Here is a 25,688-nt window from a genome sequence, read left to right as displayed (position 1 = left end):
TCACCCGAGCAGAGCCATGGCGGCGGCCGGGGCGCAACTGGCGACCCAACCCTGACCGGGGGCACCAACCACGTCGCAGAAGTCCTGATAGGGGCGGCCGAGCCGGGCAGCCATCTCCTTCACCACGGCACGGCCGACACCAGCCCCGACTACGGGTGCGTCGTCCGGCAAGGGCGGCGCTCCGGCGGACAGCACACGACAGGCGGCGTCGTGGATACGGCGCAGCTGGCGTTCGGTCAGATCGCCCGCCATCGCCCGCCAGATCGCCGGATCGTAATCGCCGGCATCATGCCCGACCATGCGCGCCAGACGGCGCAGGCTCGCCTCGACCGTCTTCGCCCCGTTGTCCGCGGCCGGGTGCTGGTCGGCGGCCTCGTCCAGCCGTCCCAGCACGCGATAGAGGTCGGCGCTGGTGGCGAAATATTCGGCCATCATCGGCAAGCGCTCGCCCGCGACCAGGGCGGTGCGCTCCATCGCCATCACCGCCGTGCGGGTCAGACCGGTATAGAGCAGTTCCTCCACCGCCATCCGTTCGTGATCGGTGCCCCCACGCGCCACCACCTCGCCGTCGCGCACCGGCACGATGTCCGTGGTCGTGCTTCCCATGTCGACCAGCAGCGCCGCCGGCAGACGTCGAGTGATCACGGCGGCGGTCGCCATCCAATTTGCCGACGCCACCTCCATCACCTGCCCGCGCGCCTCCTGCGGCAACAGCAGTCCGCGCCGACCGGCATAAACGCGCAACCGACCCTGCGGCAAGGCCGCCGCCATCCGGTCGATCAGCGTGTGCACGCCCTGGGTGCGGTCGTCGAACAGGTCGACCAGTTCGCCGGTCATCGTCACCACATGGTCGGCGTCGGCCGGCAGCCGCTCCAATACCATGGCGAGCGCCGTGTCCAGTTCCGCCAACCCTTGCCAGAGCCGGCACGGCACCTGGACCGCATCGCGCAACCGCCCCTGCTCCGCCCAGGCGGCCTTCAGGTGGGCGCCGCCGATGTCCCAGCCGATCACAGCCGATCCATGATTATCAGACATGAGCGGTCTCCCGGCCCGTGTCGGCCGATGTTGTGTTGAACAGAGCCAGGATATCGCCCGCCGGGTTCCAGCCCAGCACCCGCGACAGCCCGGAATAGCCGACCGAAAGGCGCGGATTCACCTCCACCACGACTGGGCCATCAGGCCGGTCGATGAGATCGACGGCGACATAGCCGCGAAGCCCCGGAATTGCGGCGGCGATAGCCCGGGCCAGGGGCTCCCAGGCGGCACGGCGGTGCTCCATCACCCCGACCTCCACGCCATGGAAGGAGAAGCTCCCGTCCCCACGCTCCACCTTCTGGCGGTTGCAGCCCAGCAGCCGCACCCCACCAGAGTGGTCGACCAGCATGGACAGGCTGCACGCCTCCCCCTCCACCAGCGGCTGGACGATCCAGCGGCCGGGATGCGGAGGCGCCCAGGCGGCGATGTCGTCAATGATGAAGGTGTCGAGGCAGCCGGCGCCGTCGTCCGGCTTCACCACATGGCGGGCGGCGGGCGGCGGCGGAGCGCCGAAGAGGACGGTGGGAATGGTGGCAATGCCGTGAGCGGCCAGCCGGGCCGCCGTCGCCGTCTTCGACGACGCGAGCGCGATGGCGTCGGGAGCGCAGGCGGCCACCGGGCAGCCGGTGCCACGGAACAGAGTTGCAACATGGCCCAGCAGCCCGTCGCTTTCCGGCGCGATCGGCCAGACCACGTCGCAAAGGTCAGCGGCTACGCGCCAGCAAGCCTCCGGGTCCTCGCCCGGCGACACCGGGAACAGGGCGACCCGGTCGGACGGGAAGGATGGCGGGGAAAGACGGTTGTCCCAGCACAGCGTGACGTGTATTCCATCCAGCGCGATCAGATCACCGACCAGAGCCGCTACCATCGCGTTGGCGTCATCCATCAGTTCCGTCGGAAGCGGCCCGTTGCACAGCGCGCCGCCGGTGACATACTCGCAGACCAGAATCCGACGAAGGCTGCTCTCCATGGACATCGTTCCCGTCATCGACCTGCTGGGCGGGCAGGTGGTTCATGCCAAGCGGGGGGAGCGCGACCGCTACCGCCCCATCGAAAGCGCGCTGACCGCTGGATCGGCACCACAGGATATCGTGGCAGCACTGCTGGCGCTGCAACCCTTCCGCGCCTGCTATGTCGCCGATCTCGACGCGATCCGCGGAAACGGCGACCATCGCGCAACCGTGGCCGATCTCCAGGTGCGCTGGCCGGAGGTCGCCTTCTGGGTCGATGCCGGGCTGGCGACGGCGGATGATTGCCGTCGTTGGCTTGACGCAGGACTCCACCATCTGGTGATCGGCAGCGAAAGCCAGACCGACGGCAAGACTCTGGAAGCAGCACTGGCGCTGACGGGAGAGGACCGGGTGGCGCTTTCGCTGGATGTCCGCCAAGGCGAACTGCTGGGACCGGCGGCGTTGCATGAGGATGCCGCCCGCTGGCCCCGGCGGGTGATCGCCATGACGCTGGACCGGGTCGGCTCTGGCGAGGGCCCGGACCTGGACCGCATCGCCACGCTGGCGGCCCGTCGCCCGAGGGTTCGGGTGTGGGGGGCCGGCGGCGTGCGCGATGCGGCGGATCTGGACGCGCTGGCCACGCACGGCGCCGATGCCGTGCTGGTGGCCAGCGCGCTCCACGACCGGCGCCTCGACGCCGGAACGCTTGCCCGCTTCGCCTCCGGTCAGCCGGTGGCTGGTCAGGAGGCGGCGAACGGGTGAACCGCGGCCGCCATGCCGTCCAGCATCTCCTGAGCGGTCGGGCTGCCGGCGATGGCGCGCTTCAGCGCCAGCTTGGTGGCCTCGTGGTTGTAGTCCTGGATCTTGCGGTCGTCCTCCGCCTGCCAGTGGATGAAGACGCCGACGGAGATGAACAGGTCGTCGGCTTCGTCCGCCGGGATGGTGCCGTCCTGGACGCATTCGGCGACCGCCAGGGCAACGGCGCGCTGGGCCGGGCCGAACATCTGCACGGCCTGCTTGGCGTTCTTGATCGTCACCTTGTTGAACATAACCGTGGACGGCTTGACCATCAGGTTCGGCGCCAGCACGGCCAGCAGGCCGTTCACGCCTTCCTTCTGGTTGGTCAGGGTCTGGCAGAAGGCGGTTTCGGCGGCACTGCCGCGCGGACCGATGATGAGATCGATGTGAGCGACTTCGTTGCCGTCGCCCACCAGAGCTTCGCCGACCATAACCTTGTCGATCTTAGGCATTGCGCATCCCTTGCGATGGTTGGTTTGATGATGGTTGGATTGACAGGGCTCCGCCGGATGTCGTCCGGCGGCCACGGTCCGGCAGGCAGTTCGCCGGCCAGCCGAAGCACGAACAGGCAGGCCACCGTCAGATCGGCGGACGTGCCCGGATTGAGGCCGCGGCGCTTCAGCGCACGGTCGAAAGCGAGAAGGCGGCGGGTCGCTCCTGAATCGCCGCCAAAGGCAGCACCAACGGCCAGACGCCGCTCCAGCCGAAAGGCCTGTTCCCGCACCTGTTCCGCCACCGCCGCGCCATGCTTGCGGGCGATGTGGGTGTCGGGGTGCAACGCCATGAATCCCAGATGGATGGCGCTCGCCGCCTCCGCCGGACTGGCGCCGCGACGCAGGGCCGAGCGCCCGCGGGCCACGCCGAAGGTGAAAATGTCGGCGAAGGCGGTGGCATACTGCCGCGCGATCAGGTCGCGGTCGGCCGCCGACGCCATTGCCGCCCGCAGGTCGATACGCGGCGCCTCGGCGACATCATGCTGCGGGGCCTCTCCCAACCCGGCGGGCAGCGCCAGGCGGATGGCCGCGAAGGCGTCGGCGGCGTCGGCGACGCTCAGTCCGTCGAGCACCCGTGCCAGCCTCATCCGCAGCGGCTCGCCCTTGTCGCGGCACAGGGCGGCGGCAGCGAGCGGCGCCAGCAGCAGGATGATGCCGAGATTGGTGTTGCAGCCGGCCACATCCCGTGTCGCCAAGACAGCGTGCCGGATTGCTCGCCCCACCGGTTGACCGGGCGTGGCGAGGATCGGGGCGATGGCGGCGGCGCTGTCCAGGAACTGCGCCACGCTCATCCCATGGCCTTCGGCATGGATATGGACGTTGCCGGGCTTCAGCGCCATCAGCTCAAGCCGGCAGGCGGTGAAAACCGCCTCCTCCACCAAGGCCCGGCACTCTTGCCCAAGGGTCGGCAGCAGAGCGCTCATCCCACCCTCCGAGCTTCAGCCGACACAGGTGAGAAGGTTGCCGCGCGGGCCAGAACCAGATCGGCCAGCGCCTGCGCCACGTCGACCGGCGTCACCGCCTGAAGCCCACGCCACGCCGGCATGCTGTTCACCTCCAGCACCAGGAAGCGGCCGTCGGGAGCGCGGATCACGTCCACTCCGGCATAGTCGGCGCCGACGGCGGCTGCGGCGGCCACTGCCAGATCCCCCAGCACGCCGCCCGGACTGGCCGGATGGCAGCGCGCGCCCTGCTTGACGTTGGTGATCCAATGGTCGCCCTGGCGGACCATGGCGGCCAGCGGACGCCCGTCCATCACGAAGACGCGCCAGTCAAACCAGCCGCCGTCCGCAGCGCCGACATACTCCTGCAAATGGTAGACGCCCGCGACCTCGTCCGGTCCGGGCAGAGCCATGCCGGGATCGAGCCGCCGCAGCCCCTTGCCCTGCGACCCGAACAGCGGCTTCAGCACCGCCGCCCGTCCTTCGGCATGGAGGGCGGCCAGGATGGCGGACGCTTGGACGGGATCGGCGACGGTCCAGGTGCGGGGGGTCGGCACCCCGGCGGCGGCCAACCGGAAGGCGGTGGCGCTCTTGTCGACGCAGCGCTCGATGGAGGCCGGGTTATTGACAACCGGTACGCCGCCATGGGTCAGCGCATGCAGAACGCCCAGCCGCAGCGTCACCTGTTCGAAACTGCCGGCGGAGATGGTGCGGACCAGACAGGCGTCGGGCAATCCACCTTCAAAGCCGGGAATCAGCGGCCCGTCCGGACCGAAACCGCAGGCACTGAGCGACACCGGGACAGCCTTCGCACCCCGGCGGGCAAAGGCGGCGGTCAGCCGCCGGGTGTGCCAGTCGGCGCCGTCCACGAAAATGGCGATAAGGGTCCGCCCCATGGCCCGGTTCCCTAGCCGCCAACGCCGAAGGAACGGTCGAGCAGCACCGGAGCCAGCGCTCCTGCGCTGAAGCTTCGGCCGCTCTCGAAGGCGGTGACGATCACGCGGGCCGGGCTGAACAGCATCGGGTCGATCTTGAAGAAGTCGTAGCCGCTCGCCGCAAACAGATCGGCGAAGGGACGGCCATAGTCGGCGGAGGCCGAACTGGGCAGGCGGGCGGCCAGATCGGCCGCGTCGTCATCCGGCCCGTCGACCAGCAGATGGACGGTGCCGCCGAGCAGGATGGCGTCGTTGGTTCGGCCCATCGCCTGGACGAAATCGCGGCCCGGTGGCGGCAGCGGCGCGCATCCGACGCCGTCGCGCACCCGCTCCAGCGGGAAATGCAGGGCATGCAGCTTGTGTAGCCCTACCTCCAGCACACGGGCGACGATCTGGACAATGCCGGCCGGGCTGCGGGTCGGCGTCAGGATCAGGGTCACGCGCTCCGCCGGCACGCCGCAATCGCGCGCCACCTTCTCCACCACCGATGCTGGCGGTCGCTTGTCCGTTTCCAGCACCAGCACGGCGCGGTCGGCCATGTCGTGATAGCCAAGCTCGGCGAACAGAGGCTCCTTCACCGCCAGGGCGCGGCCAGGACCGGACCCCAGGGCCGAGAATTTCTCGCCCGACAGGCTCCAACCGGCATATTGGCTGCCCAGGCAGGCCAGGACCGGATCGGCCGCACCCACCGTCACCTGCGCCGGCCAATGGGCGAAGGGAGAGTCCATGCCGATACGCACATTTCCGGCGCCGCCCATGCATATCTCGGCGATGCGGCGACCGGCCTCCAGGCTGCCGGGCCGGTCGATGCCGGCGTCGATCATGGTGCAGCCGGTGGGATGCTGCTCCACCCCGATCCGCAGCATGGCGGCGTCGGCCACCAGCGCGTGCACCAGGGGGGCGGCAAGCCGGTTAACACTGAAGGGGAGCGAGGACATCGGCGGTTTTCTCCAAAAGGCAGGCCCGCGGCGCGCAGTCCGCGACGATGCGTTCGATACGGCGGGACAGGCGGCGCCACGCCTCCTCCTCGTCCCCGCCCCAGGCGATGACGCTGCACAACGGCTGTCCCGCCTCTATGGTGCTGCCGGGGTGAGGCAGGTCGGCGTACCAGGGGGCCCAGGCGAAATTCTCCGGCACCGTCAGCACTGCGTCGGCATAGGCCACCGCCCCGGCGATGACGCCAGGCCTCGGCGTCCCCAGGCTCCAGCGGCGTCCGGTCACGGCGTCGAGATGGGCGCGCATCACTCCGCCTTGGCGGTGACGTTCGAGCAGGTCGAGCGTGGCGCCCGGACGCGGATTGACCTCCAGCACCGTCACGGATGGAGCATCCATTGCACCATCGACCAGCAGATCCAGGCTGTTCAGCCCGATCAGACCGAACTCCACGGCGATTCGGCGTGCCGCCTCCGCCAGCCGGTCGGCCAGTAAAGCCGGCACCATCACCGGCAGCACCGCCCCGCCATAGCGGAAGGGCGCATCCGACGTCGGATCGGCCCATTGCCGACTGATCGCTGCCAGCTCGCACCGGCCGGTTCGGTCGGCGACGAAGGCGACGGAGACCGGCCAACCAGCCGCCCGCCGCTGCAGGTAATGCCCGCCCGGCGGTGGAGCACCATTCCAGGCCGCAATGTGCCAGCCCCCGGCCGCCCCAACTCTCTTGACCAGCCACTCCTCCGGTACGGCGCACTGGGGAGCTTCGATCCGCGTTTCCGGATGCGAGATGCCCAACTCCTCCAGACCGAGCGCTTCCAGCCGCACGGCGAAATTGGCCGGATCCTTGACCGCCCGCACCACGTCCGGCCCGTTTCCGAGCAGGCGGTAGGGACCGGCCTCCATCAGGGCCGCCAACAGGCCGGGGGCCTGTTCGAACCCCGATCCGACAACCAGACCGCTGCCTGGTGGAGCCAGCGCCCGTGCGGCGGCGATCAGCGCTTCCCCATCGAAGCCAGCGACGGGATCGCCTGCAACGCGGCGGGCAGGCCCTGGCAGATCGGCATCGCTGAACTGGTCCAGCGTCGCCACGACGGCGCCGGTGCGCGCCACCGCCTGGGCGATGGCCCGGCCCGACAGGGCGGCGACCAGAATCACGCCGCTTTCCGGCATTGGGCGCGGGCCAGGGTGAAGGCGTCGTCGAAAGCCAGATAGACCGGCTTCACCGCCTCGCGCATCGCCTTGAACAGGCCATGCTGGGTCTTGAACTTCACGTTGCCGATAGCAAGCGCGCCGATGCCGACCGCGTCCGTCCCCTCTATGGGCGCGCCGTCGCTGAAGGCGTCCACCCCTTCCACGCCGGCCGGCGGCACGGCATTGACGTCGGCCACTACCCGCACGGACGGGGCGGCGGCGATCTGGGCACGGCTGAGCACCTGCACGCCGGCGCGGGCGACCGCCAGCACCACGTCGGTCTCCGCCAGGACGGCGGCCTTGTGCGGGTCGGTCGAACCGTCCACCGCCCCCAGCGTCACGCCGAACCGCTGAAGGTAGGAGGCGGCCCGTTCGGCGACGGACGCCGCACCGTCATGGCCGACCAGCCGCACAGACGCTCCGGCGCGCGCCGCCAGCACCGCCGCGATGCCGCCTACCGGCCCTTTGCCGCCGAACACCGCGACCCGCGCCCCGGTCAAGCCCATCCCGGTCTTTTCAAGCTGGGCCTCGACCTTGGCGATCATCGCCGCGGCGGTGGTGTAGGCACCCGACGGGTCGGCGAAGACCGAGATTTCGAACGGTGGCACCATGGCACCGCGCGCCGCCTCCAGCATGTCCAGCGCCTTCAGGATGTCGCGGCCGGCGATGAACAGCCCGGTCCGCCTGGCGTCGCCCGGCGCACGCGAAAAGATCATGTCCTGGACAAGACCCGGGACTTCACCAGTCTCGACATTCGTATAAGGCACGACGACGCCATATCCGGCATCACAGGCCATGTTGATATCGAATGGACTGACCGCCTTTACCGGAGTAATGGCGTGAATGATATAGGGCTTTTCCATGAAACGAAGTCCTTGGCTCGCTTCATCGCACTGTGTTTCACCTGACAGGCTCAAGCTGTCTTTTTTGCGACTGTTTCATATCCGGCAGCGACCGCGCCGCGCCCGGAGAAAGTCTCCACCACCGCACCATGGTTCCGCCCCCGGCAGACGACGAAGCGCAGATTGGCCTGCAGCCGCCAGCGTGCCCGCGCATCCTCTGCGGCGCGCTCCGCCGATCCAGCATCGCCGAAGATGGCAAAGCCGGTCGGACCCCAGGAACTCTGCCCAACCCCCGTGGCGCCTACGGATGGCAGCCAGCGCAGCACATCGGCCACGTCCGGGCTGCTGAAGCGCCCGCCCTGCGCGGGGGCGAAATGGTCGCCGACCACGCTCTGCAACTCCGTCACCGCGGCACCGAACCGCAGCGCATCGCCTTCCGCCAGTGCTGGCAGCCCGACCATCAGCGCCAGCCGGCACAGATAGGCCGCCTTGTCCGCCGGAAAGGGAGGCAGATCGCGGAAGGCGACCGTCTCGGCCGTGCCCGACAGGCCGCGGTTGGCGTCGTCAAACACCAATAGCATCCGCCAAGCGTCCGGCAGAGCCATCCGGCTGATGACCGGCGGCGGTTCGTCCAGCGCACCCTTGCCGCCATCCAGAATGACGCCACCCTGTTCGAAGGCGCCGACGCCGATGCCCGATCGCGCCCCGCGGTCCAGCAGGCTGGCGACCCGGCGCGGCGGCAGCGGCCGGCCGGTCAACGCCGACAGGGCGGCCCCGACGGCCAGCGCCAGCTGGGTGCCCGAGCCCAGCCCGGAATGGGAGGGAATCGTCGGGCCCAGGCGCAGGGAAAAGCGGTTCTCCAGGTCCAGCGCACCGCACAGCCGGTCAAGATATCCTCGCGCCCGGCAGTCAGTCCTGATCGCTGCATCACCGTCAGGCTCGCCCCGGACCAGCGTCAGTTCCGTTCCCAGCCCGTCGAGCGTCAGACCCAGGCTGCCGAAGCGCCGGCCCAGCCCGCCCTCCATGTCGAGGAACCCAAGATGCAGCCGGGCGGGCACCTCCACCCGCACCGCGTCGACCGTCATGCGCTGTTCGCCGCAAATCATGGCCTACCTGTCGCAAAAACCAAGGCGATAAGCCGCCTTTCGGACATAATAAAATTAACGATGATAAAATCAACGAAAACAACAATAGAAAACAGATTATTCCGTACTATCTTAAAATATCCAATCCCGCTTTACTCGTATCTTTTCAGAAACGAGAAGAAATTCTGCGCGTTATATTACTTGAACAAATCACCACATCCGGCATCATCTACGGGGTTTGGAACATGGATGACGAACTCGGTGGGAGCGTTCTCCCACCGCCGATGAGCGATGTCGTTTGTCCGTTTTGCGCCATGGCCTGCGACGACCTTACGGTCGCACGCGCTAGGACCGGGCAGCTCAGGGTGACCGCCAACGGCTGTGCACGGGCGCGCACCCTGTTCGCCCTTCCAGCATTGCCGGCCCACTGTTTTATAAAGGGCCGCGCCGTACCGCTCGACGAAGCGCTGGACGCGGCGGCCGCATTGCTGCGGAACGCCATATCTCCGGCCGTCGGGGGGCTGGCCGCCGACACCGAAGGAATTTCCGCGGCGCTGGCGCTGGCGGAAAGGCTGGGGGCGGTGGTCGACCACGCGACGTCCGACAGTCTGTTCCACGGTCTGCGCGCGCTCCAGGTCACCGGCGCCATGACCGCCACCTTTGGGGAGTTGCGCAACCGCGCCGACCTGTTCGTGCTGTTCGGAACGGAGTTCGACCGTCACGCCCCCCGCCTGTTCGACCGCATCGTGCGTCCGCCCACAGCCCTGTTCCGCGAAGCTGGCGCCGCACGCGGCTATCTCATCGGTCCCGGTGACGGCCCGATGCCGGAGGGGTTCGAGCGCCTGTCCGCCGACCTGATCCACGCCCCTGCCATCGCCGCCGCCCTGTCCCAACTGGTGGCCGGCGAAAGGCCGCGTGGCCAACGGGTGGGCGGCATCGCGATGGAGGATCTCGCCCGCGTTGCCACGGCGTTGCGCGAAGCCCGCTTCGGCGTCGTCGGCTGGGTTGCCGCCACGCTGGACCCAGTGGCCGGCGACGTGGCCATCGAAGCCTTCAACCGGCTGGTCGTGACCGCCAATGCCTCCACCCGCTGTGCCGGACTGCCGCTGGGCGGCAAGGGCAACGCGCTGGGCGCCAATTACGTGTGCGCCTGGCAATATGGCGTGCCGCTGCGCTCCCGCCTCGGGGCTGGTCCGCCGGAGCACGACCCGCTGCGCTACCGGCTGAAAAGTCTGCTGGCCGGGGGCGAGGTCGATGCGCTGGTCTGGCTTTCGGCCCTGAACGGCGCGGAGGTGCCGGACACCCGCACGCCGATGGTCGTGCTGGCCCGTCCCGGGCAACCCTTGCCCTACGACCCGGAGGTGCTGATCCCGGTCGTCATCCCCGGCCTCGACCATGCAGGCAGTATCCACCGCGGTGACGGCGTCGCCGCCCTGCCGCTACGCCGGCTGCGGTCCGCAGCCGCCACGTTGCCGACCGCAGCCACGGTGCTGAACGCCCTGCTCGACCGGCTTCCCGCCTCTCCTCTTCCCGTCCCGATCCGGGAGACAGCGCATGTCTGACGCCTACACCCTGCTGCGCGGCGGCCGTGTCTGCGATCCCACTTGGATCGCCGATGGGGCCACGGATGGCGGCCTGCGCGACCTTTACCTGAAGGACGGCCGCATCGCCGCGACACCTTCGGAGGGTGCCCGCATCGGGGAGGTGATCGACCTGGACGGCCGCATCGTCATGGCCGGCGCCATCGACATCCACAGCCACATCGGCGGTGGCAAGGTGAATCTCGCCCGCCTGCTTCTCCCGGAGGAGCATCGCGAGCACGGCAGCGGCCCGGACGGCCTGCGCCGCTCGGGCAGTGGCCTGTTCACCCCATCCAGCTTTATCACCGGCTATCGCTATGCCGAGATGGGCTACACGGCGGCATTCGAGCCGGCGATGCTGCCCTCCAACGCGCGCCACACCCATCTGGAACTGGCCGACGTCCCGATCATCGACAAGGGCTGCTACGCCGTCCTCGGCAACGACGATTTCCTGCTGGAGCGGCTGGCCGCCGGGGCGACGCAGTCGGAGGTCAACGACTATGTCGCCTGGATCCTGCACGCCACCCAGGCGGTCGGCGTCAAGGTGGTGAATCCCGGCGGCATCAGCGCCTTCAAGTTCAACCAGCGCCGCCTGGATCTGGACGAGGCCCATCCCCATTACGGGATCACGCCGCGCCGCATCCTGACCACGCTGGCGACCGCGCTGTCCGACCTGGGGGTGCCGCATCCACTGCACATCCACTGCAACAATCTGGGCATTCCCGGCAACGAAGCGGTGACGCGCGACACCATCGCAGCGCTCGACGGGCTGCCCGCCCACCTCACCCACCTGCAATTCCACAGCTATGGGACGGAGGGTGACCGCCACTTCTCCTCGGCCGCCGCGGAGATCGCGGAATCGGTGAACCACAGCCCGAACATCTCGGTCGATATCGGCCAGATCATCTTCGGCCAAACCATCACCGCGTCGGCCGACATCATGTCGCAGTTCCGCAACAGCGGCCTCGCCAGCCCGCGCAAATGGGTGTGCACCGACATCGAATGCGACGGCGGCTGCGGTCTGGTGCCGTTCCGCTACCGCGACAAGGCCTTCGTCAATGCCCTGCAATGGGCGATCGGGCTGGAACTGTTCCTGCTGATCGAGGACCCGTGGCGGGTCTATCTGACCACCGACCATCCGAACGGCGGTCCCTTCACCAGCTATCCCCACCTGATCCGGCTGCTGATGGACCGCAGCTTCCGCAACGAGCAGCTGGCGCGGATCAATCCCGATGTCGCCGCGCACAGCCGGCTTGGCTCCATCGACCGTGAATACACGCTGGAGGAGATCGCCATCATGACCCGTGCCGGCCCCGCCCGCGTGCTGGGGCTGCGCGATCGCGGCCATCTGCGTCCCGGCGCCGTCGCCGACGTGGTGGTGTATGACGATCTGCCCGACCGCGAGGCGATGTTCGCCGCCCCCGCATGGGTGTTCAAGAACGGCCGGCTGGTGGCGCGCAACGGAGAACTGACCGCAACCGGCTGGGGCGACACCATCGTCGTCAGGCCGGAGTTCGATCGCGCCATCGAGCGGCGGCTGAAGCCCTGGTTCGAGGATCACCAGACCGTGCGGCTCGGCAATTTCCGCATCGCGGACGGAGAAATTCTCGATCACGGCCGCGGCGGCCTGTCCATCGTTCCGACCCTGACGGCGTCCGACTCATGCTTCTGAACGGCATCCATATCGAGAACAGCTACGCCGAGGCCTTCGACATGAAGGCGACCCGGCTGATCGTGACCGCCGACACGCTGGCCTGGGCCCGCCATGCCGGTATGGCGGCGACCGGCTTCGCCACCTCGGTCATCGCCTGCGGCTGCGAAGCCGGGATCGAGCGGGAGCTGGCGCCGGAGGAGACGCCGGACGGGCGTCCCGGCGTCGCCCTGTTGTTCTTCGCCACCGGGCGCACGGTGCTGGGGAAACAGGTGGAGACCCGGCTCGGCCAATGCATCCTGACCTGTCCCGGCACCGCCTGCTTCTCCGGCGTGCCGCGCGGAGCCAAGGAGGATCTGATCCCGCTGGGCCGGAAGCTGCGCTATTTCGGCGACGGCCAGCAGATGTCTAAGCTGTTGGACGGCCGGCGTTACTGGCGCATCCCGGTGATGGACGGCGAGTTCCTGTGCGAGGAATCGAGCTGGAGCGTCCCGGCGGTCGGCGGCGGCAACCTTCTGATCCTCGCCGATGCCCGGATGGCGGCGCTGGAGGCGGCGGAAGCGGCGGCGGACGCCATGCGTGCCGTACCCAACGTGGTGCTGCCCTTCCCCGGCGGAGTCGTCCGCTCCGGCTCCAAGGTGGGGGCGAAGTACAAGGGGATGCCGGCCTCCACCAACGACGCCTATTGCCCGACCTTGCGCGGCCTGCCCCGCTCCCGCCTGCCGGCGGAGGTGGAATCGGTGCTGGAGATCGTCATCGACGGGTTGACCGCCGCCGATGTCGCCGCCGCCACCACGGCCGGGCTGAAATGCCTGATCGAGCGCGGCCGCGGCTCCGGCGTCTGGGGCGTCACCGCCGGCAATTATGGCGGCAAGCTGGGCCGCCACCATTTCCACCTTCACGAGCTGCTGCCATGAGCGTGCTGAGCTTCCGTCTGAAAGGCCCGCTGACCGGCCGCATCGACGCTTCTCCCCTGCTGCCGCACCGGCTAGTGGAGTTGAGCTTGTCGGAGATCGCCGCCTTGCCGCTGCGGCTCGGACGCGGTCATGTCGCGGCAGGCGACCTGTTCGATCTGACCGGCAGCCCCGGCGACACCGTCGAACTGGAGGGCGACGAGCGGCTGGACTTCGTCGGGGCGGGACTGACCGGCGGCACCATCCGGGTCGCCGGACCGGTCGGCCACCGCGCCGGCACCGCCATGAGTGGCGGAACCCTGCTGGTGGAGGGGTCGGCCGGGCTGGCGGCGGGGGCCGCCATGCGTGGCGGCGTGCTGTCCATCGGCGGCGATGCCGGCAACGAACTGGGCGGCGCCCTGCCCGGCGAGCGGGCGGGGATGACGGGGGGGCTGATCGTGGTCCGGGGCAGTTGCGGTGACCGCGTCGGCGAACGCATGCGCCGCGGGCTGATCGCGGTCGGCGGCGATGCCGGTGCCTACGCCGCTCTGCACATGAATGCCGGAAGCCTGCTGATCGGCGGCAGGCCAGGAACCTCCCTCGGCCATGGCATGCGCAACGGGACCATCCTGTTCCGTGGCGAGATCGAGCCGCTGCCGGGGTTCGCCGATTGCGGCCTCAACCAGCTGCCCTTCCTGTCGCTTCTGGACAATCATCTGTCCGAACTGGATGGGGTCCCGCTCACCTGCCGGGGCCTAACCGGCCAGGCGCGCCGCTGGCTGGGCGATCGCGGCTTCGGCGGACGCGGCGAGCTGCTGGCCTGCCTTTAATCCCAGCCCAATGCCCATCCAGGATCAGCCGTTTGGGGAATGCGGGACTACCTCGCCGGATGATATGATCGTTCGAATATCTGGATGATTTGCCGGAAAAACAATCCCGACTCGATCAACGTCGTGCTTCTTCAAGAATTATGTCCGCTTTGTTCAATGTGACCGGGCCACATCCTCGTAGGCTGCTTGTCATAAAAGATTGATGGTGCGGAAAGAGATCGCCCTCCCGCCCATCCGAACGTGGCCGCCGATGCAAACAAGGCCGCGGGAAAACAGCGTGTTCGCCGACCATTCGCGACCCACGACGATACGAACAGGAAAGCGGAAGAGGGGCACGGGACAATGCAGCGCACTGAACAGCAATCCGGCGTTTCCACGGTCGACACCATCGGTTTTCTCCTGGTTCCCGATTTCTCCATGATCGCCTTCACGGCGGCCGTGGAACCGCTCCGCCTTGCCAACCACATCAGCGGCAAGGAACTCTATCGCTGGGTTCTGCTCTCCCCGAACGGCGGGGTGCAGCGGGCCAGCAACGGCATCGGGATCTGCGTCGACCACGCCATCGCCGACGCCCCGCCGCTCTCCACCGTGATGGTGTGCAGCGGCATCGACGGCCACTGGTACGAGGATCGGGCGATGTTCTCTTGGATGCGGCGGTCTGCCGCCCAGGGGATCGCTTTCGGCGCCCTGTGCACGGCCAGCCACATCCTCGCCCGGGCCGGCCTGCTGAACGGCTACCGCTGCACCATCCACTGGGAGAACATGGCCGGTTTCGCTGAGACCTTCCCGGAGATCGAAGCGACGGGCGAGCTGTTCACGATCGACCGCAACCGCTTCACCTGCGCCGGCGGCACCGCCGCCACCGACATGATGCTGCACCTGATCGCCGCCCGTCATGGCGAGAAGCTGGCGGTTGAGATCGCCGAGCAGCTCCTGCACACCAAAATCCGCGCCGGCAGCATCCGCCAGCAGGAGGAACTGCATGCCAATCCGGTGCTGGACCACGAGGATCTCAACGCTGCCGTGGCGGTGATGCAGGCCAACATCGAAGAGCCGCTGGATCTGCTGACGCTCGCCGCGGAGCTGGGCCAGTCCCGTCGGAATCTGGAACGGCTGTTCCGCAAATACATGAACTGCTCGCCAGCCAAATACTATCTCGGCCTCCGAATGAAGCGGGCTCGACAGCTGCTGTGCCAGACCCGCATGTCGGTGATGGAGGTGTCGATCAGCTGCGGCTTCATTTCCGCCACCCATTTCAGCAAATGCTACCGCGATCATTTCGGCATCGCACCGCGCAGCGACCGCCAGAACCAGCGGCACAGCCCGCTTGCCACCGCGCACGAGTTCGCCAGCCTGACCTGATGCCGTCCCGGATGAGGGGGGTATGCAGCGGAAGACGGCGGAAATCGCCAAATTCGTGTCGCTTTCAAACAGCTGCTACCCCCCGGATGTGAATAAGGTACGAAGACGGCCCACCCGGCACCCGATCCACGTCCGGCCGATCCACGTCCGGCCCCGCCGGACAACAGCCAGGAGGACGGCACCGATGCTAGACGCGATTCTCTCCGCCCAATGCGCACGTGGCCTGACCGCCACCGACTCCAGGCTGTCCAGCATCCCCGCCGGCCTCTACGAGCTGTTCCTGGAGAATGTCGTCCTGCCCTGCCGGATCGGCGTCTTCGATTACGAGCGCGACGCGCCCCAGCGGGTGCGCATCGACCTGCTGTTGCAAGTGCGCCAGGACGGCGCCCAGTTCTCAGACGACATCGGCGATGTGCTGTCCTACGATGATCTGCTGTCCGGGCTGAAGCGGATCCTGATGGACGAGCACACCAACCTTGTCGAGATGCTGGCGGAAAAGATCGCCGGCATGTGCTTGGCCCACGAACAGGTACAGTCGGCCCGCGTGTCGGTGGCGAAGCTGGACATCTATGACGGCGTCGCGGTTCCGGGCATCCGGCTGGAGCGGACGCGCGACCAGATGCCGGCGTCACGACGCCCGATGGTCATGGCCGACCGGCGGATTTGACCCGATGACGGCCAACGCATCGCCTGAAGACGGATCGCCGACCACGGCAGCGCGGCCCTGGGTAATCAAGATCGGCGGCAGCCTGTCGGACTGGCACCGGCTGGGAACCTGGCTGGATCTGATCGCCCGGCCCGGCCATCTCCATCCTGTGGTCATCGTGCCGGGCGGCGGCCCCTTTGCCGATGCGGTGCGCGACGCCCAGGACAATTGGCGCTTCGACGACCGGCTTGCCCACCGCATGGCCCTGCTGGCGATGGAGCAGTTCGGTCTGATGCTGCACGGCATCTGCCCGACCCTGCAAACGGCGGCGACGCGCGAGCGGCTGCGCTCGCTGATCCGAGCGCGGATGCCGGCGGTGTGGCTGCCGTCCGCCATGGCGCTCGACCAGCCCGAGATCGCCGAAAGCTGGGACGTCACCTCCGACAGCCTCGCGGCATGGCTGGCGGTGGAGCTGGATGCGGCGGCGCTGGTGCTGGTCAAGTCGGGCCCCTGCCCCTGTGCGGCGACCGATGCAGCGTCGCTGGCCCGCGACGGTCTGGTCGATGCGGCTTTTCCGCTCTGGCGCGCGCGCTTCGCCGGCGAGAGCTGGTGCATCCATCGCGACGACCACCCCCTGTTGGAGGACGCGCTGGCGGGCCGCGGCAGCCCCGGCTGCCCCCTGCTGCGCAGCCCGGAGTTGGAGGCCCGGCCGGGCGTGCGGGCATGAACAGCATTGCTCCTCCCCCCGCACCGCCACGGCTGGCCTGGGCGCTGACCGGGTCCGGTCACTATATCAAGGAAACGCTCGACCTGATGGCGCGACTGGCGCCGCTCGACGTGTTTCTCAGCAAGGCGGCGGAGGAGGTCATGCGCATGTACCGACGCCGCGACGGCAACTTTCCCCCCGGCACCCGCCTGTTCCGCGACCGGGCGGCCAGCGCGCCGCAGATCGGGCGGTTCTATTTCGGCGAATACCACACGCTGGTGGTGGGGCCGGCCACCTCGAACACCGTCGCCAAATGTGTGCAGGGGATTTCCGACACACTGCCGACCAACGCCTTCGCCCAGGCCGGCAAATGCCGGGTCCCCTGCATCGTCTTCGCCTGCGATACCGCGCCGGAGATGATGACCGAGGCGCCGCACGGCATGGTCCCGGTCTATCCCCGACGCATCGATCTGGAGAATGTCGAACGGCTGCGCGGCTTCGAGGCGACGACCGTCGTCGAGACCGTTTCCGAACTCGAAGCGGCGCTGAAGGCGCGTCTCGAATGTCTGACCACCTCGTCTTCCTGACCGGAAAGCTGGCGGAACCGCGCCTGCGGGCGGTGCTCGACGGGATGGCGCCCACCCCCTTCCGCTTCGACGTGGTGCAGATCGGCGTCAGCGTCGCCGCCCTGATGACCGAGGAGTTGATCAAACGCCGCCTGCCGCCCCCGCCAGCGGGCGCCCGGGTGATCCTGCCCGGCCGGACCCGTTGCGATCTGGCGGCATTGTCAGGTCATTTCGGCGTCACCTTCGAACGGGGACCGGAAGAACTGCGCGACATCCCCGCCTATCTCGGCGGGCGGGCGCTGCGGGCCGACCTGTCCCGCCATGCGGTGACGATCTTCGCCGAGATCATCGATGCCCCCCACCGCTCCGTCGACAATCTGCTGGAGACCGCCGCAAGGCTGCGCCGCGACGGCGCCGACGTGATCGACCTCGGCTGCCACCCCGGCGAACGGTTCGAAGGGCTGGAGGCCGCCGTCTCCGCCCTGGTCGCTGCCGGCCACAGCGTCAGCGTCGACAGCGCCGACCCGGAGGAACTGCTGCGCGGCGCATCGGCCGGCGCCTCCTACCTGCTCAGCCTCAGCGAGGACACGCTGTGGGTGCTGGACCGGACGGCCGCCACCCCGATCCTGGTCCCGGCCAAGCCGCGCGACCTGGATTCCCTGTGCCGGGCCGTCGACCGGCTGCGGGCGGACGGACGTCGCTTCCTCGCTGATCCGGTGCTCGACCCCATCCATTACGGCTTCACGGAGTCGGTGGTGCGCTATCACGAGCTGCGCCGGCGCTGTCCCGACATCGAGATGCTGATGGGCATCGGCAACCTGACCGAACTGACCGACGCCGATACCACCGGCACGACGGCGCTGCTGATGGGCATGGTGTCGGAACTGTCGATCGGCGCCGTCCTCACCCTCCAGGTCAGCCCGCATGCCCGCACCGCGGTGCGCGAGGCCGACCGGGCGCGGCGGATCATGCATGCGGCGGCGGAAAGCGGCAGCCTCCCCAAGGGTATCGACGACGGGCTGATGGCCCTGCGCGACCGCCGCCCCTTCGCCGGCACCCCGGCCGAGATCGCGGAGACCGCCCGCAACATCCGTGACCCCTCCTTCCGGATCGAGGTGGCGGAGGACGGCGTCCATGTCTACAACCGCGACGGCCATCATGTGGCGACCGATCCCTACCAGCTCTATCCCCTGCTCGGGCTGGCCGAGGACGGCGGGCATGCCTTCTACATGGGGGTGGAGTTGCAGAAGGCGTTCCTCGCCTGGCAGCTCGGCAAGCGCTATGTCCAGGACGAAGACCTCTCCTGGGGCTGCACTGTGGAGACCGCGGCGGACGCGGACAGCGATGCCCACGGTTTCAAGACTGCGGGCACGACTTTGCAGGAACGCCGGCGGGCCTGCGGAAAGCCATCATGATCCTGGAAACCATCGTCACCACGCTGGGCGCCGACGGAACCCCGCACATCGCCCCGTTCGGCGTCACCCGGACCGGCGACGATCTGGTGATCGCCCCCTTCCGCCCCTCCGTCACTCTCAACGCGCTGGAGGCCACCGGCCGGGCTGTGATCAACCTCACCGATGATGCGCGGCTGTTCGCCGGTTGCCTGACCGGGCGGCGGGACTGGCCGCTGGTCCCGGCAACCGTGATCGTCGGCGTGCGTCTGGCCGACAGCCTCGCCCACTGGGAGGTGGAGGTGGTCCGGGTCGAAGCCGACCCGGTACGCCCGCGGTTTCATTGCCGGAGCGTTCATCAAGAAGCTCATCGGCCCTTCGCCGGCCACAACCGTGCCGCCGCGGCGGTGATCGAAGCGGCGATCCTGTGCAGCCGCCTGCACATGTTGCCCTGGGAGAAGGTCGAGCGGGAAATGGCTTATCTCGCCATCGCCGTCGAGAAAACCGCTGGAGAACGCGAGCGGGAGGCCTGGGGCTGGCTATCCGACCGCGTCGCGGTCTTCCGGGCCGACATGCTCTCCCAAGCACAGTCAACCGGTGCCGACGCGGGCGGCAAGGCCAAGCCACAGGTACGCTCATGATCCGTATGCTCGCCAGCGTGACCAATCCCGAGGAAGCCGAGATCGCGGTCACGGCCGGGGCCGACCTGATCGACCTGAAAAACCCGAGCGAGGGTGCGCTTGGCGCGCTGCCCGCCGGCACCATCCGCGCCTGTCGTGAGACGGTTGCCGGACGCAGACCGGTCAGCGCCACCATCGGCGACCTGCCCATGGAGCCGGACGGTGTGGCGGCCGCAGTCTCACGAACGGCAGCGACGGGCGTCGACATTGTGAAGATGGGGATCAGCGCCGGCGGCGATCCGCTCGCCTGCATCGCCGCGGCCGGAAGGGCGCGTGGCGCGGCGGCGCTGGTCGGCGTCATCCTGGCCGACCTGATAATCCTGACCAACGACCTGATTCGTGCCATGGCCGACGCCGGCTTCATCGGCGTGATGCTGGACACTGGGGTGAAAGACGGCCGCACCCTGCGCGATCATCTGTCGGACGATTCTCTGGCCGCCTTCATCGGGCAGGCACGCGATGCCGGGTTGTGGGCAGGGTTGGCGGGCTCCCTGCGGCTTGCCGACATCACTCCCCTGGCAGCGCTCGGCCCGTCGATCCTCGGCTTTCGCGGCGCCCTGTGCCAGGGCGGCGCGCGACGCGACGTGATCGACCCGGACAGGGTCGCCGAGGTCGTCCAAAGCGTGCGCGATGCGGGTTCGCTGGGGTGGGTTGCAGCGCGGGTGGGTTGACCCTGCGAGCAACCAATGGTCGATTGCTTGGCCTCGCCAATCAAATCGTTCAGGCTGCTCATGAGCATCGACAGCGCCGCCGGCCGTTCCGCCGGTTCCCCCAGCGGCGCACCTGCGGCCCTGCGGCCCGAAAAGCCCCGACGAGAGAATACTCAGGCGGAGAATGTCCGGGCGGAGGGCCCGGCGTTGCATCATCCGCTGCTGGTCGCCGTCACCCTGGTGCTGGTGGCGCTGAACCTGCGGCCGGCTCTGTCGAGCCTTGCGCCGGTGATGGGCGACGTGGTGCGCGACGCCGGGCTGACCGCCGGGCAGGCCGGGTTGCTGACCACCTCCCCCGTGCTGTGTCTAGGCCTGTTCGGGGTGATCGCCCCGCGGCTGGCCCAGCGCTTCGGCACGGAACGGATGATCTTCATCATGCTGCTTGTGCTGGGCAGCGGCATCGCTCTGCGCGGGATCGGCACCTTCGCGGCGCTCTTCGCCGGGGCAACGCTGGCGGGCGCCGGGATCGGCATCATCGGCGTGCTTCTGCCCGCCGTGGTGAAGCGCGATTTTCCCCGGAAGATCAGCCTGATGATGGGGGTCTACACCATGGCGCTCTGCGCCGGGGCCGCGACCGCCGCGGGAGCGACGGTTCCGCTGGAACGCATACTGGGACAATGGACCGGCGCGCTGGCCTTCTGGGCGGTGCCGGCAGTCTTGGCAGCCCTGGCCTGGCTGCCGCTGACCCGTGGACGCCAGAGCGAGGCCGGCCAGGGCGGCACCTCCGTGCGTGGCCTGTGGGGCAACGGACTGGCATGGCAGATCACCCTGTTCATGGGGCTGCAATCGTCCCTGGCCTACATCGTGCTCGGCTGGATGGCGCCGATGCTGCGCGACCGCGGGTTCGATCCGACGACGGCCGGACTGATCGTCTCCGGGTCGGTCATGGTGCAGGTGGCGGCGGCGCTGGTCGCTCCCATGCTGGCGACGCGCACGCCGAGCCAGAGCCTCGTCGCAGTGTCGATGCTCGGCTGCAGCCTCGTCGGCATGGTCGGCTGCCTCTACGCCCCGCTCTGGACCATCGCGCTGTGGGCGGTGATCCTGGGGATCGGACAGGGCGGGGCCTTCGCCGTAGCGCTGACGCTGATCGTGCTGCGCTCGCCCGACAGCCGCATCGCGTCCCACCTGTCGGGCATGTCCCAAAGCGTGGGCTACACGCTGGCCTCGGCCGGCCCCTTCGCGGTCGGGCTGCTGCATGGCTGGAGCGGAGACTGGCACGCCTCCACCCTGCTTTTCGTCATCGTCGGGGTGGTGGCGGGCGTCTTCGGCTTCCTCGCCGGCCGGCCGCGCCAGCTCCGCGTCTGATCGGGCGGCCTGCAGCGGAAAAGATCCGGCTCAGCCCGCGAACCAGCGGGCCGGGACCGTCACCAGCGACGGGAACAGAACCAGCAGCGTCAGCACCAGCAACTGGGCCAGCAGGAAGGGCCAGACGCCGCGCATCAGGCTGCTCATATTCAGTTTCGCCACACCGGCCACCACGTTCAGCACGGTGCCGACCGGCGGCGTGATGAGGCCGATGGCGTTGTTGATGATGAACAGTACGCCGAAATAGACGGGATCGATGCCTGCCTGCTTGATCACCGGCATCAGCACCGGCGTCAGGATCAGGATGGTAGGCGTCATGTCCATCGCCGTCCCGACGATCACCACCAACACCATGATGGCGGCCATCAGCAGGGTCGGGCTGCCCATGAAGGGTTCCAGCATTTCGCCGACCTGGGCCGGCAGGTTGGCGATGGTGATCATCCAGGCCGACACCATGGCGGCAGCCACCAGGAACATCACCACCGCCGTGGTGGTCGCCGCCGAGGCGAACAGCTCGAACAGCTGGGACGGCTTCAGTTCGCGATAGACCACCACCGCGACGAACAGCGCATAGACCGCCGCCACCACAGCCGCCTCGGTCGGGGTGAAGATGCCGAACTTCAAGCCGAAGATGATGATGCCCGGCAGCATCAGCGCCCAGAAGCCGTCCTTCACCGCCGCCGCGACCTCCCCCTTCGTCGCACGCGGCGGCGGGGCCAGATCCTCGTGACGGACCACCAGCCACCAGGCGGCGACCAGCCCAAGCCCCAGCATCAGGCCCGGGAAAATGCCGGCCAGGAACAGCTTGGTGATCGACACGTTGGCCGCGACGCCGAACAGGATGAAGCCGATGCTGGGCGGAATGATCGGCGCGATGATGCCGCCGGCGGCGATCAGCCCGCAGGAGCGCGCCTTGTCATGGCCGGCCCGCACCATCATCGGCACCAGCAGGGCCGACAGGGCGGCGGCGTCGGCCACTGCCGAGCCGGACAGGCTGGCGAGGATGCAGGAGGCGAGGATGGCGACATAACCGAGCCCGCCGCGGATATGGCCGACCAGCGCCATCGCCACGGCGACGATGCGCCGCGACAGGCCGCCGGCATTCATCACCTCGCCCGCCAGCATGAAGAAGGGCACGGCGACCAGCGGGAAGCTGTCGGCGCCGTTGATGACGTTCTGGGCGACGATCTGGGCGTCGAACAGGTCGAGATGGAACATCAGCGCGACGCCGCACAGCAGCAGCGCGAAGGCGATCGGCGTGCCGATGGCCATGGCCCCCAGCAGGGAGCCGAGGAAGACGGTGACGGTCATGGGAGAGGCTCCTTGACGCTCGGGCTGTCAGGATCAGGCGTGCCGGCCGGTGGGGGAATGCCCGGCGTCGGCCGACTCCTCGGACTCCGTCACCGTGATCAGCTCGCCATCATTCAGGCGGCCGCTCAGCGCGCGGACGAGGTTGAACGCCAGGATCACCAGGGCCAGGACGCCGAACACCACGCCGGAGCCATAGAAGAACCCCATCGACAGGCCGGTGGCCGGCGCCGTCACCGACAGGTTGATCAGGGTCTGGTCCCAGCTGCCGCCGAGCAGCAGGCCGGTCGCATAGATCATCAGCAGATGGCTGGCGCAGAAGCAGATCAGCCGACCCGTCCTGGGCAGCAGGGCGACCATGGTGTCCATGCCGAGATGGCCGTGCTTGTGCAGCGCCACCACCGCCCCCATGAAGGTCATCCAGACGAAGAGAAGCCGCGACAGCTCCTCCGACACTGTGATGCCGCTGTTGAAGCCGTAGCGCAGCACCACGTTGCCGAACACCAGCACCAGCATGCCGGCCAGACAGGCCACGATCGCGACCTTCAGAACGAAGACATACCCGTCGATGAAGCGGCCCATCCGTTTCCTCCCTCTGGTTTTTCGTTCAGGACCTCGCGTCAGGTCATTCGGCCGGCAGGGCCGCGATCTTTGCGCGGAAGGCGTCAGTGCCGGCGACCACTTTGTCGAGCACGGCGTCGAGCGCCCAGAAGCGTTCGCGCACGTCGTACTGGATCACCCGGCAGCGGATCGACCCGAAGGTGCCGAGGCGCTGGTGGTACATCTTGGCGAAGGCCGGATAGCCCAGGCTTTCCGAAACCGCGGCCACCACCAGGAAAGTCGCCAGCTCATCCGCCAGCTCGGGATGGCGGTCGCCCGACAGCCGCATCCAACGGTAGAGATCCGGGTGGATATTGGTGAAGACACCGGTGAAGCCCGGCGAACCCGCCCGCATGGCGTCGCGGGCGATGGCGGCGTTGGCGTTGATGATGGCGAGGCCGGAGCCCTCGGCGATCTTCAGCCGGCGGGTCACCGTCGGCAGATCGCAGCTGACGTCCTTCAGCAGGACGAAGCGGCCGCTGTCGATGCACAGCCGCAGCTCCTCGTCGCTCAGCAGCCGGCGGTAGGGCGCCGGGCATTCGTAGAGGCCCAGCGGGATGTCGCTCGGCAGCCGCTCCAGCAGGTACGACAAGTGGCGGCGGAACGCGTCGCTTCCCTCGTTCTTCGGGTCGAGGTGGTTGGTCACCAGCACCAGCGCGTCGCCACCGGTGGCGGCCATCGCCGTCAGTTCCTCGACCTGAGTGTCGAGATCGTCGCTGATGTGGCCCGACACCACCACCGGCACCCGGCCGTTAACGGTGGTGACGACGAATTTCGCCAGTTCCACCCGCTCGGCCAGCGACAGGAACTGCATCTCGCTCGACTGGCAGACGGCGAACAGGGCGTCGGCGCCGTTGGCCAGATACCACTCGATCAGGCGGGCCAGCCCCGGATAATCGATCTCGCCGGCATCGGTGAAGGGGGTCAGCATCACCGGAATGATGCCGTCAATGCGCTGCGCCATGGGAACTCTTCCAGTCGGGAGGGAATGCGGAACTTACTGGGGGCTATCGGGCACGAGGCCGGCGGGCTGGTCCGCCCGCCGGTCCGCCAGCATTCACTGGGCGGCGCGCGCCTTGGCGATCTCGGCCTGGGCCTGGGCCATCAGGGCGGGGTCGACCTTCTGCGAGAACTTCTCCACCACCGGGCGGATCTTGGCGCGGAACTTCTCGATCTCCGCCGGGGCCAGTTCGGTGACAGTCATGCCCTTCGCCTTCAGCTCCTCCACCGCCTTGCTCGCCTGCTCGCGCGAGACGCGGCGCTCATAGTCGCGGGCCTCCAGCGTGGCGTCCTGGATCAGCTTGCGCTCGTCCTCGTTCAGCTTGGCCCAGAACTTGGCGCCGACCAGGACGGCCTGCGGGTTGTACATGTGGTTGCTGAGCGTCAGGTACTTCTGCACCTCGTTCAGCTTGGCGGTCAGGATGCTGGGAGCCGGATTCTCCTGGCCATCGACCGTCTTGCTTTCCAGCGCGGTGTAGACCTCCGGGAAGGGCAGCGGCACGGCGTTGGCGCCCAGCGTATTGAACAGGTCGATGTAGATCGGCGACTGCACGACGCGGATCTTCAGGCCGGCGATGTCCTCCACGGTGGCGATCGGACGGCGGCTGTTGGTCAGCTGGCGGAAGCCCAGCTCCCAATAGCCGAGCCCGACCAGCCCCTTGGCCGACAGCTTGTCCAGCAGGGTCTTGCCCACCGGCCCGTCCATCACCGCGTCGGCCACCTTCGGCGATTCGAACTGGAACGGCAGGTCGACCATCACGAAATTGTCGTCCAGGCTCGACAGCAGCCCGGCATTCAGCACCGTCATCTCGACGATGCCGCCCTGCAAAGCCGAGATCATCTGCACGTCGCCGCCCAGCACGCCGTTGGTGAAGAGCTGGACCTTGATCTTCCCGCCGCTCTTCTCCTTCACGATCTCGGCGAACTTCGCCATGCCCAGCGCCAGCGGCGAGCCGTCGGCCCCGGCGCTGGCCAGCTTCATGGTGTGCGCGCCGATCTCCGCCGCATTGCCCACGCCACCGAACAGCAGCATGCCCGCCGTGACGGCGCTCGCCAGAACTGCCTGAAGACCGTTGCGCATACCATTCCTCCTGATACGGCCCGTTCAGAGGCGGGCCTTTGCGGATTGCCGTGGGAAAACGGGCCGGGACGTGACACCTCCACAGGACCGGCACCGTCGATGTAAGCGCTTACATAGATCGTGATACGGACTGATGCAACAGCAAACTTGACGCAGCATGAAGGATATGTAACCGC

General features: G+C 68.3%; 26 protein-coding genes. 13 read left to right on the top strand and 13 right to left on the bottom strand.

Going from position 1 to position 25,688, the window contains the following annotated elements:
- Both J2848_RS23610 and J2848_RS23605 read right to left on the bottom strand, forming a co-directional pair.
- Nucleotides 1-1,035: a hydantoinase/oxoprolinase family protein gene (locus J2848_RS23610; RefSeq protein ID WP_149232816.1), complete on the bottom strand. Its 1,035-nt coding sequence runs from the start codon at nucleotides 1,033-1,035 to the stop codon at nucleotides 1-3.
- Nucleotides 1,028-2,005, bottom strand: a complete 978-nt coding sequence (locus tag J2848_RS23605) for an ATP-grasp domain-containing protein (protein WP_149232815.1) — start codon at nucleotides 2,003-2,005, stop codon at nucleotides 1,028-1,030. The genes J2848_RS23610 and J2848_RS23605 overlap by 8 nt, the downstream gene beginning before the upstream one ends.
- Here J2848_RS23605 and J2848_RS23600 point away from each other — a divergent pair.
- On the top strand, nucleotides 2,004-2,747 hold the full coding sequence (locus tag J2848_RS23600; RefSeq protein ID WP_149232814.1) for a HisA/HisF-related TIM barrel protein: 744 nt from the start codon (nucleotides 2,004-2,006) through the stop codon (nucleotides 2,745-2,747). The two genes, J2848_RS23605 and J2848_RS23600, sit on opposite strands and share 2 nt — an antisense overlap.
- On the opposite strand, the gene fae is transcribed toward J2848_RS23600, so the two are convergent.
- The 7 genes from fae to J2848_RS23565 are packed head-to-tail and all read right to left on the bottom strand — an operon-like array spanning nucleotide 2,726 to nucleotide 9,204.
- Nucleotides 2,726-3,196, bottom strand: a complete 471-nt coding sequence (gene fae, locus J2848_RS23595; RefSeq protein WP_280109867.1) for a formaldehyde-activating enzyme — start codon at nucleotides 3,194-3,196, stop codon at nucleotides 2,726-2,728. The two genes, J2848_RS23600 and fae, sit on opposite strands and share 22 nt — an antisense overlap.
- A complete protein-coding gene (locus J2848_RS23590) occupies nucleotides 3,109-4,200 on the bottom strand; it encodes a triphosphoribosyl-dephospho-CoA synthase (RefSeq protein WP_246193998.1) in 1,092 nt (363 codons plus the stop codon). Before J2848_RS23590 ends, fae begins: the two co-directional genes overlap by 88 nt.
- Nucleotides 4,197-5,114 carry an ATP-grasp domain-containing protein gene (locus tag J2848_RS23585; protein WP_149232813.1) on the bottom strand — a complete coding sequence of 306 codons (918 nt, stop codon included), beginning with the start codon at nucleotides 5,112-5,114 and terminating at the stop codon, nucleotides 4,197-4,199. The genes J2848_RS23590 and J2848_RS23585 overlap by 4 nt, the downstream gene beginning before the upstream one ends.
- 11 nt (nucleotides 5,115-5,125) lie before the next feature.
- Nucleotides 5,126-6,091: a methenyltetrahydromethanopterin cyclohydrolase gene (gene mch / locus J2848_RS23580; RefSeq protein ID WP_149232812.1), complete on the bottom strand. Its 966-nt coding sequence runs from the start codon at nucleotides 6,089-6,091 to the stop codon at nucleotides 5,126-5,128.
- Nucleotides 6,066-7,241 carry an ATP-grasp domain-containing protein gene (locus J2848_RS23575; protein ID WP_246193997.1) on the bottom strand — a complete coding sequence of 392 codons (1,176 nt, stop codon included), beginning with the start codon at nucleotides 7,239-7,241 and terminating at the stop codon, nucleotides 6,066-6,068. Before J2848_RS23575 ends, mch begins: the two co-directional genes overlap by 26 nt.
- Entirely contained in the window at nucleotides 7,238-8,140 is a 903-nt protein-coding gene (locus J2848_RS23570) for an NAD(P)-dependent methylenetetrahydromethanopterin dehydrogenase (RefSeq protein ID WP_149232810.1), read from the bottom strand. Before J2848_RS23570 ends, J2848_RS23575 begins: the two co-directional genes overlap by 4 nt.
- A 50-nt stretch (nucleotides 8,141-8,190) precedes the next feature.
- A complete protein-coding gene (locus J2848_RS23565; RefSeq protein WP_246193996.1) occupies nucleotides 8,191-9,204 on the bottom strand; it encodes a beta-ribofuranosylaminobenzene 5'-phosphate synthase family protein in 1,014 nt (337 codons plus the stop codon).
- Between the two features lie 365 nt (nucleotides 9,205-9,569).
- On the opposite strand from J2848_RS23565, the gene J2848_RS23560 reads away from it, so the two are divergent.
- The 12 genes from J2848_RS23560 (at nucleotide 9,570) to J2848_RS23505 (ending at nucleotide 21,524) form a co-directional block, all read left to right on the top strand.
- The gene (locus J2848_RS23560; RefSeq protein ID WP_246193995.1) at nucleotides 9,570-10,766 is read left to right on the top strand and encodes a molybdopterin-binding domain-containing protein; all 1,197 of its coding nucleotides are present in this window, start codon (nucleotides 9,570-9,572) and stop codon (nucleotides 10,764-10,766) included.
- A complete protein-coding gene (locus J2848_RS23555; protein WP_149232807.1) occupies nucleotides 10,759-12,456 on the top strand; it encodes a formylmethanofuran dehydrogenase subunit A in 1,698 nt (565 codons plus the stop codon). Before J2848_RS23560 ends, J2848_RS23555 begins: the two co-directional genes overlap by 8 nt.
- On the top strand, nucleotides 12,447-13,352 hold the full coding sequence (fhcD, locus tag J2848_RS23550; RefSeq protein WP_149232806.1) for a formylmethanofuran--tetrahydromethanopterin N-formyltransferase: 906 nt from the start codon (nucleotides 12,447-12,449) through the stop codon (nucleotides 13,350-13,352). The genes J2848_RS23555 and fhcD overlap by 10 nt, the downstream gene beginning before the upstream one ends.
- Nucleotides 13,349-14,158, top strand: coding sequence for a formylmethanofuran dehydrogenase subunit C (locus J2848_RS23545; protein WP_149232805.1), 810 nt, complete (start codon nucleotides 13,349-13,351; stop codon nucleotides 14,156-14,158). The genes fhcD and J2848_RS23545 overlap by 4 nt, the downstream gene beginning before the upstream one ends.
- Before the next feature lie 342 nt (nucleotides 14,159-14,500).
- The gene (locus J2848_RS23540; protein WP_149232804.1) at nucleotides 14,501-15,520 is read left to right on the top strand and encodes a GlxA family transcriptional regulator; all 1,020 of its coding nucleotides are present in this window, start codon (nucleotides 14,501-14,503) and stop codon (nucleotides 15,518-15,520) included.
- Between the two features lie 184 nt (nucleotides 15,521-15,704).
- A complete protein-coding gene (locus J2848_RS23535) occupies nucleotides 15,705-16,187 on the top strand; it encodes a dihydroneopterin aldolase (protein ID WP_149232803.1) in 483 nt (160 codons plus the stop codon).
- 4 nt (nucleotides 16,188-16,191) lie between these two features.
- On the top strand, nucleotides 16,192-16,893 hold the full coding sequence (locus J2848_RS23530; protein WP_149232802.1) for an amino acid kinase family protein: 702 nt from the start codon (nucleotides 16,192-16,194) through the stop codon (nucleotides 16,891-16,893).
- Entirely contained in the window at nucleotides 16,890-17,459 is a 570-nt protein-coding gene (locus J2848_RS23525) for a flavoprotein (RefSeq protein WP_149232801.1), read from the top strand. Before J2848_RS23530 ends, J2848_RS23525 begins: the two co-directional genes overlap by 4 nt.
- Nucleotides 17,435-18,853 (top strand): DUF6513 domain-containing protein, encoded by a 1,419-nt coding sequence (locus tag J2848_RS23520; protein ID WP_149232800.1) that lies wholly within the window; start codon nucleotides 17,435-17,437, stop codon nucleotides 18,851-18,853. Before J2848_RS23525 ends, J2848_RS23520 begins: the two co-directional genes overlap by 25 nt.
- Nucleotides 18,850-19,470, top strand: coding sequence for a DUF447 domain-containing protein (locus tag J2848_RS23515; protein WP_149232799.1), 621 nt, complete (start codon nucleotides 18,850-18,852; stop codon nucleotides 19,468-19,470). Before J2848_RS23520 ends, J2848_RS23515 begins: the two co-directional genes overlap by 4 nt.
- Complete coding sequence (locus J2848_RS23510) at nucleotides 19,467-20,180, top strand: (5-formylfuran-3-yl)methyl phosphate synthase (protein WP_149232798.1); 714 nt, start codon at nucleotides 19,467-19,469, stop codon at nucleotides 20,178-20,180. The genes J2848_RS23515 and J2848_RS23510 overlap by 4 nt, the downstream gene beginning before the upstream one ends.
- A gap of 60 nt (nucleotides 20,181-20,240) precedes the next feature.
- Nucleotides 20,241-21,524 (top strand): CynX/NimT family MFS transporter, encoded by a 1,284-nt coding sequence (locus J2848_RS23505; RefSeq protein ID WP_149232797.1) that lies wholly within the window; start codon nucleotides 20,241-20,243, stop codon nucleotides 21,522-21,524.
- A gap of 30 nt (nucleotides 21,525-21,554) precedes the next feature.
- Here the strand turns inward: J2848_RS23505 and J2848_RS23500 are convergent, their stop codons facing one another.
- The 4 genes from J2848_RS23500 to J2848_RS23485 form a co-directional block, all read right to left on the bottom strand.
- Nucleotides 21,555-22,835, bottom strand: a complete 1,281-nt coding sequence (locus J2848_RS23500) for a TRAP transporter large permease subunit (RefSeq protein WP_149232796.1) — start codon at nucleotides 22,833-22,835, stop codon at nucleotides 21,555-21,557.
- Nucleotides 22,836-22,868: 33 nt separating this feature from the next.
- Nucleotides 22,869-23,414 (bottom strand): TRAP transporter small permease, encoded by a 546-nt coding sequence (locus J2848_RS23495; RefSeq protein ID WP_149232795.1) that lies wholly within the window; start codon nucleotides 23,412-23,414, stop codon nucleotides 22,869-22,871.
- A gap of 43 nt (nucleotides 23,415-23,457) precedes the next feature.
- A complete protein-coding gene (locus J2848_RS23490) occupies nucleotides 23,458-24,396 on the bottom strand; it encodes a dihydrodipicolinate synthase family protein (RefSeq protein ID WP_149232794.1) in 939 nt (312 codons plus the stop codon).
- A gap of 93 nt (nucleotides 24,397-24,489) precedes the next feature.
- The gene (locus J2848_RS23485) at nucleotides 24,490-25,512 is read right to left on the bottom strand and encodes a TRAP transporter substrate-binding protein (protein WP_149232793.1); all 1,023 of its coding nucleotides are present in this window, start codon (nucleotides 25,510-25,512) and stop codon (nucleotides 24,490-24,492) included.
- Nucleotides 25,513-25,688: the final 176 nt, after the last annotated feature.

The sequence above is a fragment of the Azospirillum lipoferum genome (assembly GCF_024170005.1).
GTDB classification, from domain to species: Bacteria; Pseudomonadota; Alphaproteobacteria; order Azospirillales; family Azospirillaceae; genus Azospirillum; species Azospirillum lipoferum.
Note: the sequence above shows the minus strand (reverse complement) of the source record. Positions and strands in the feature narration are given on the sequence as shown.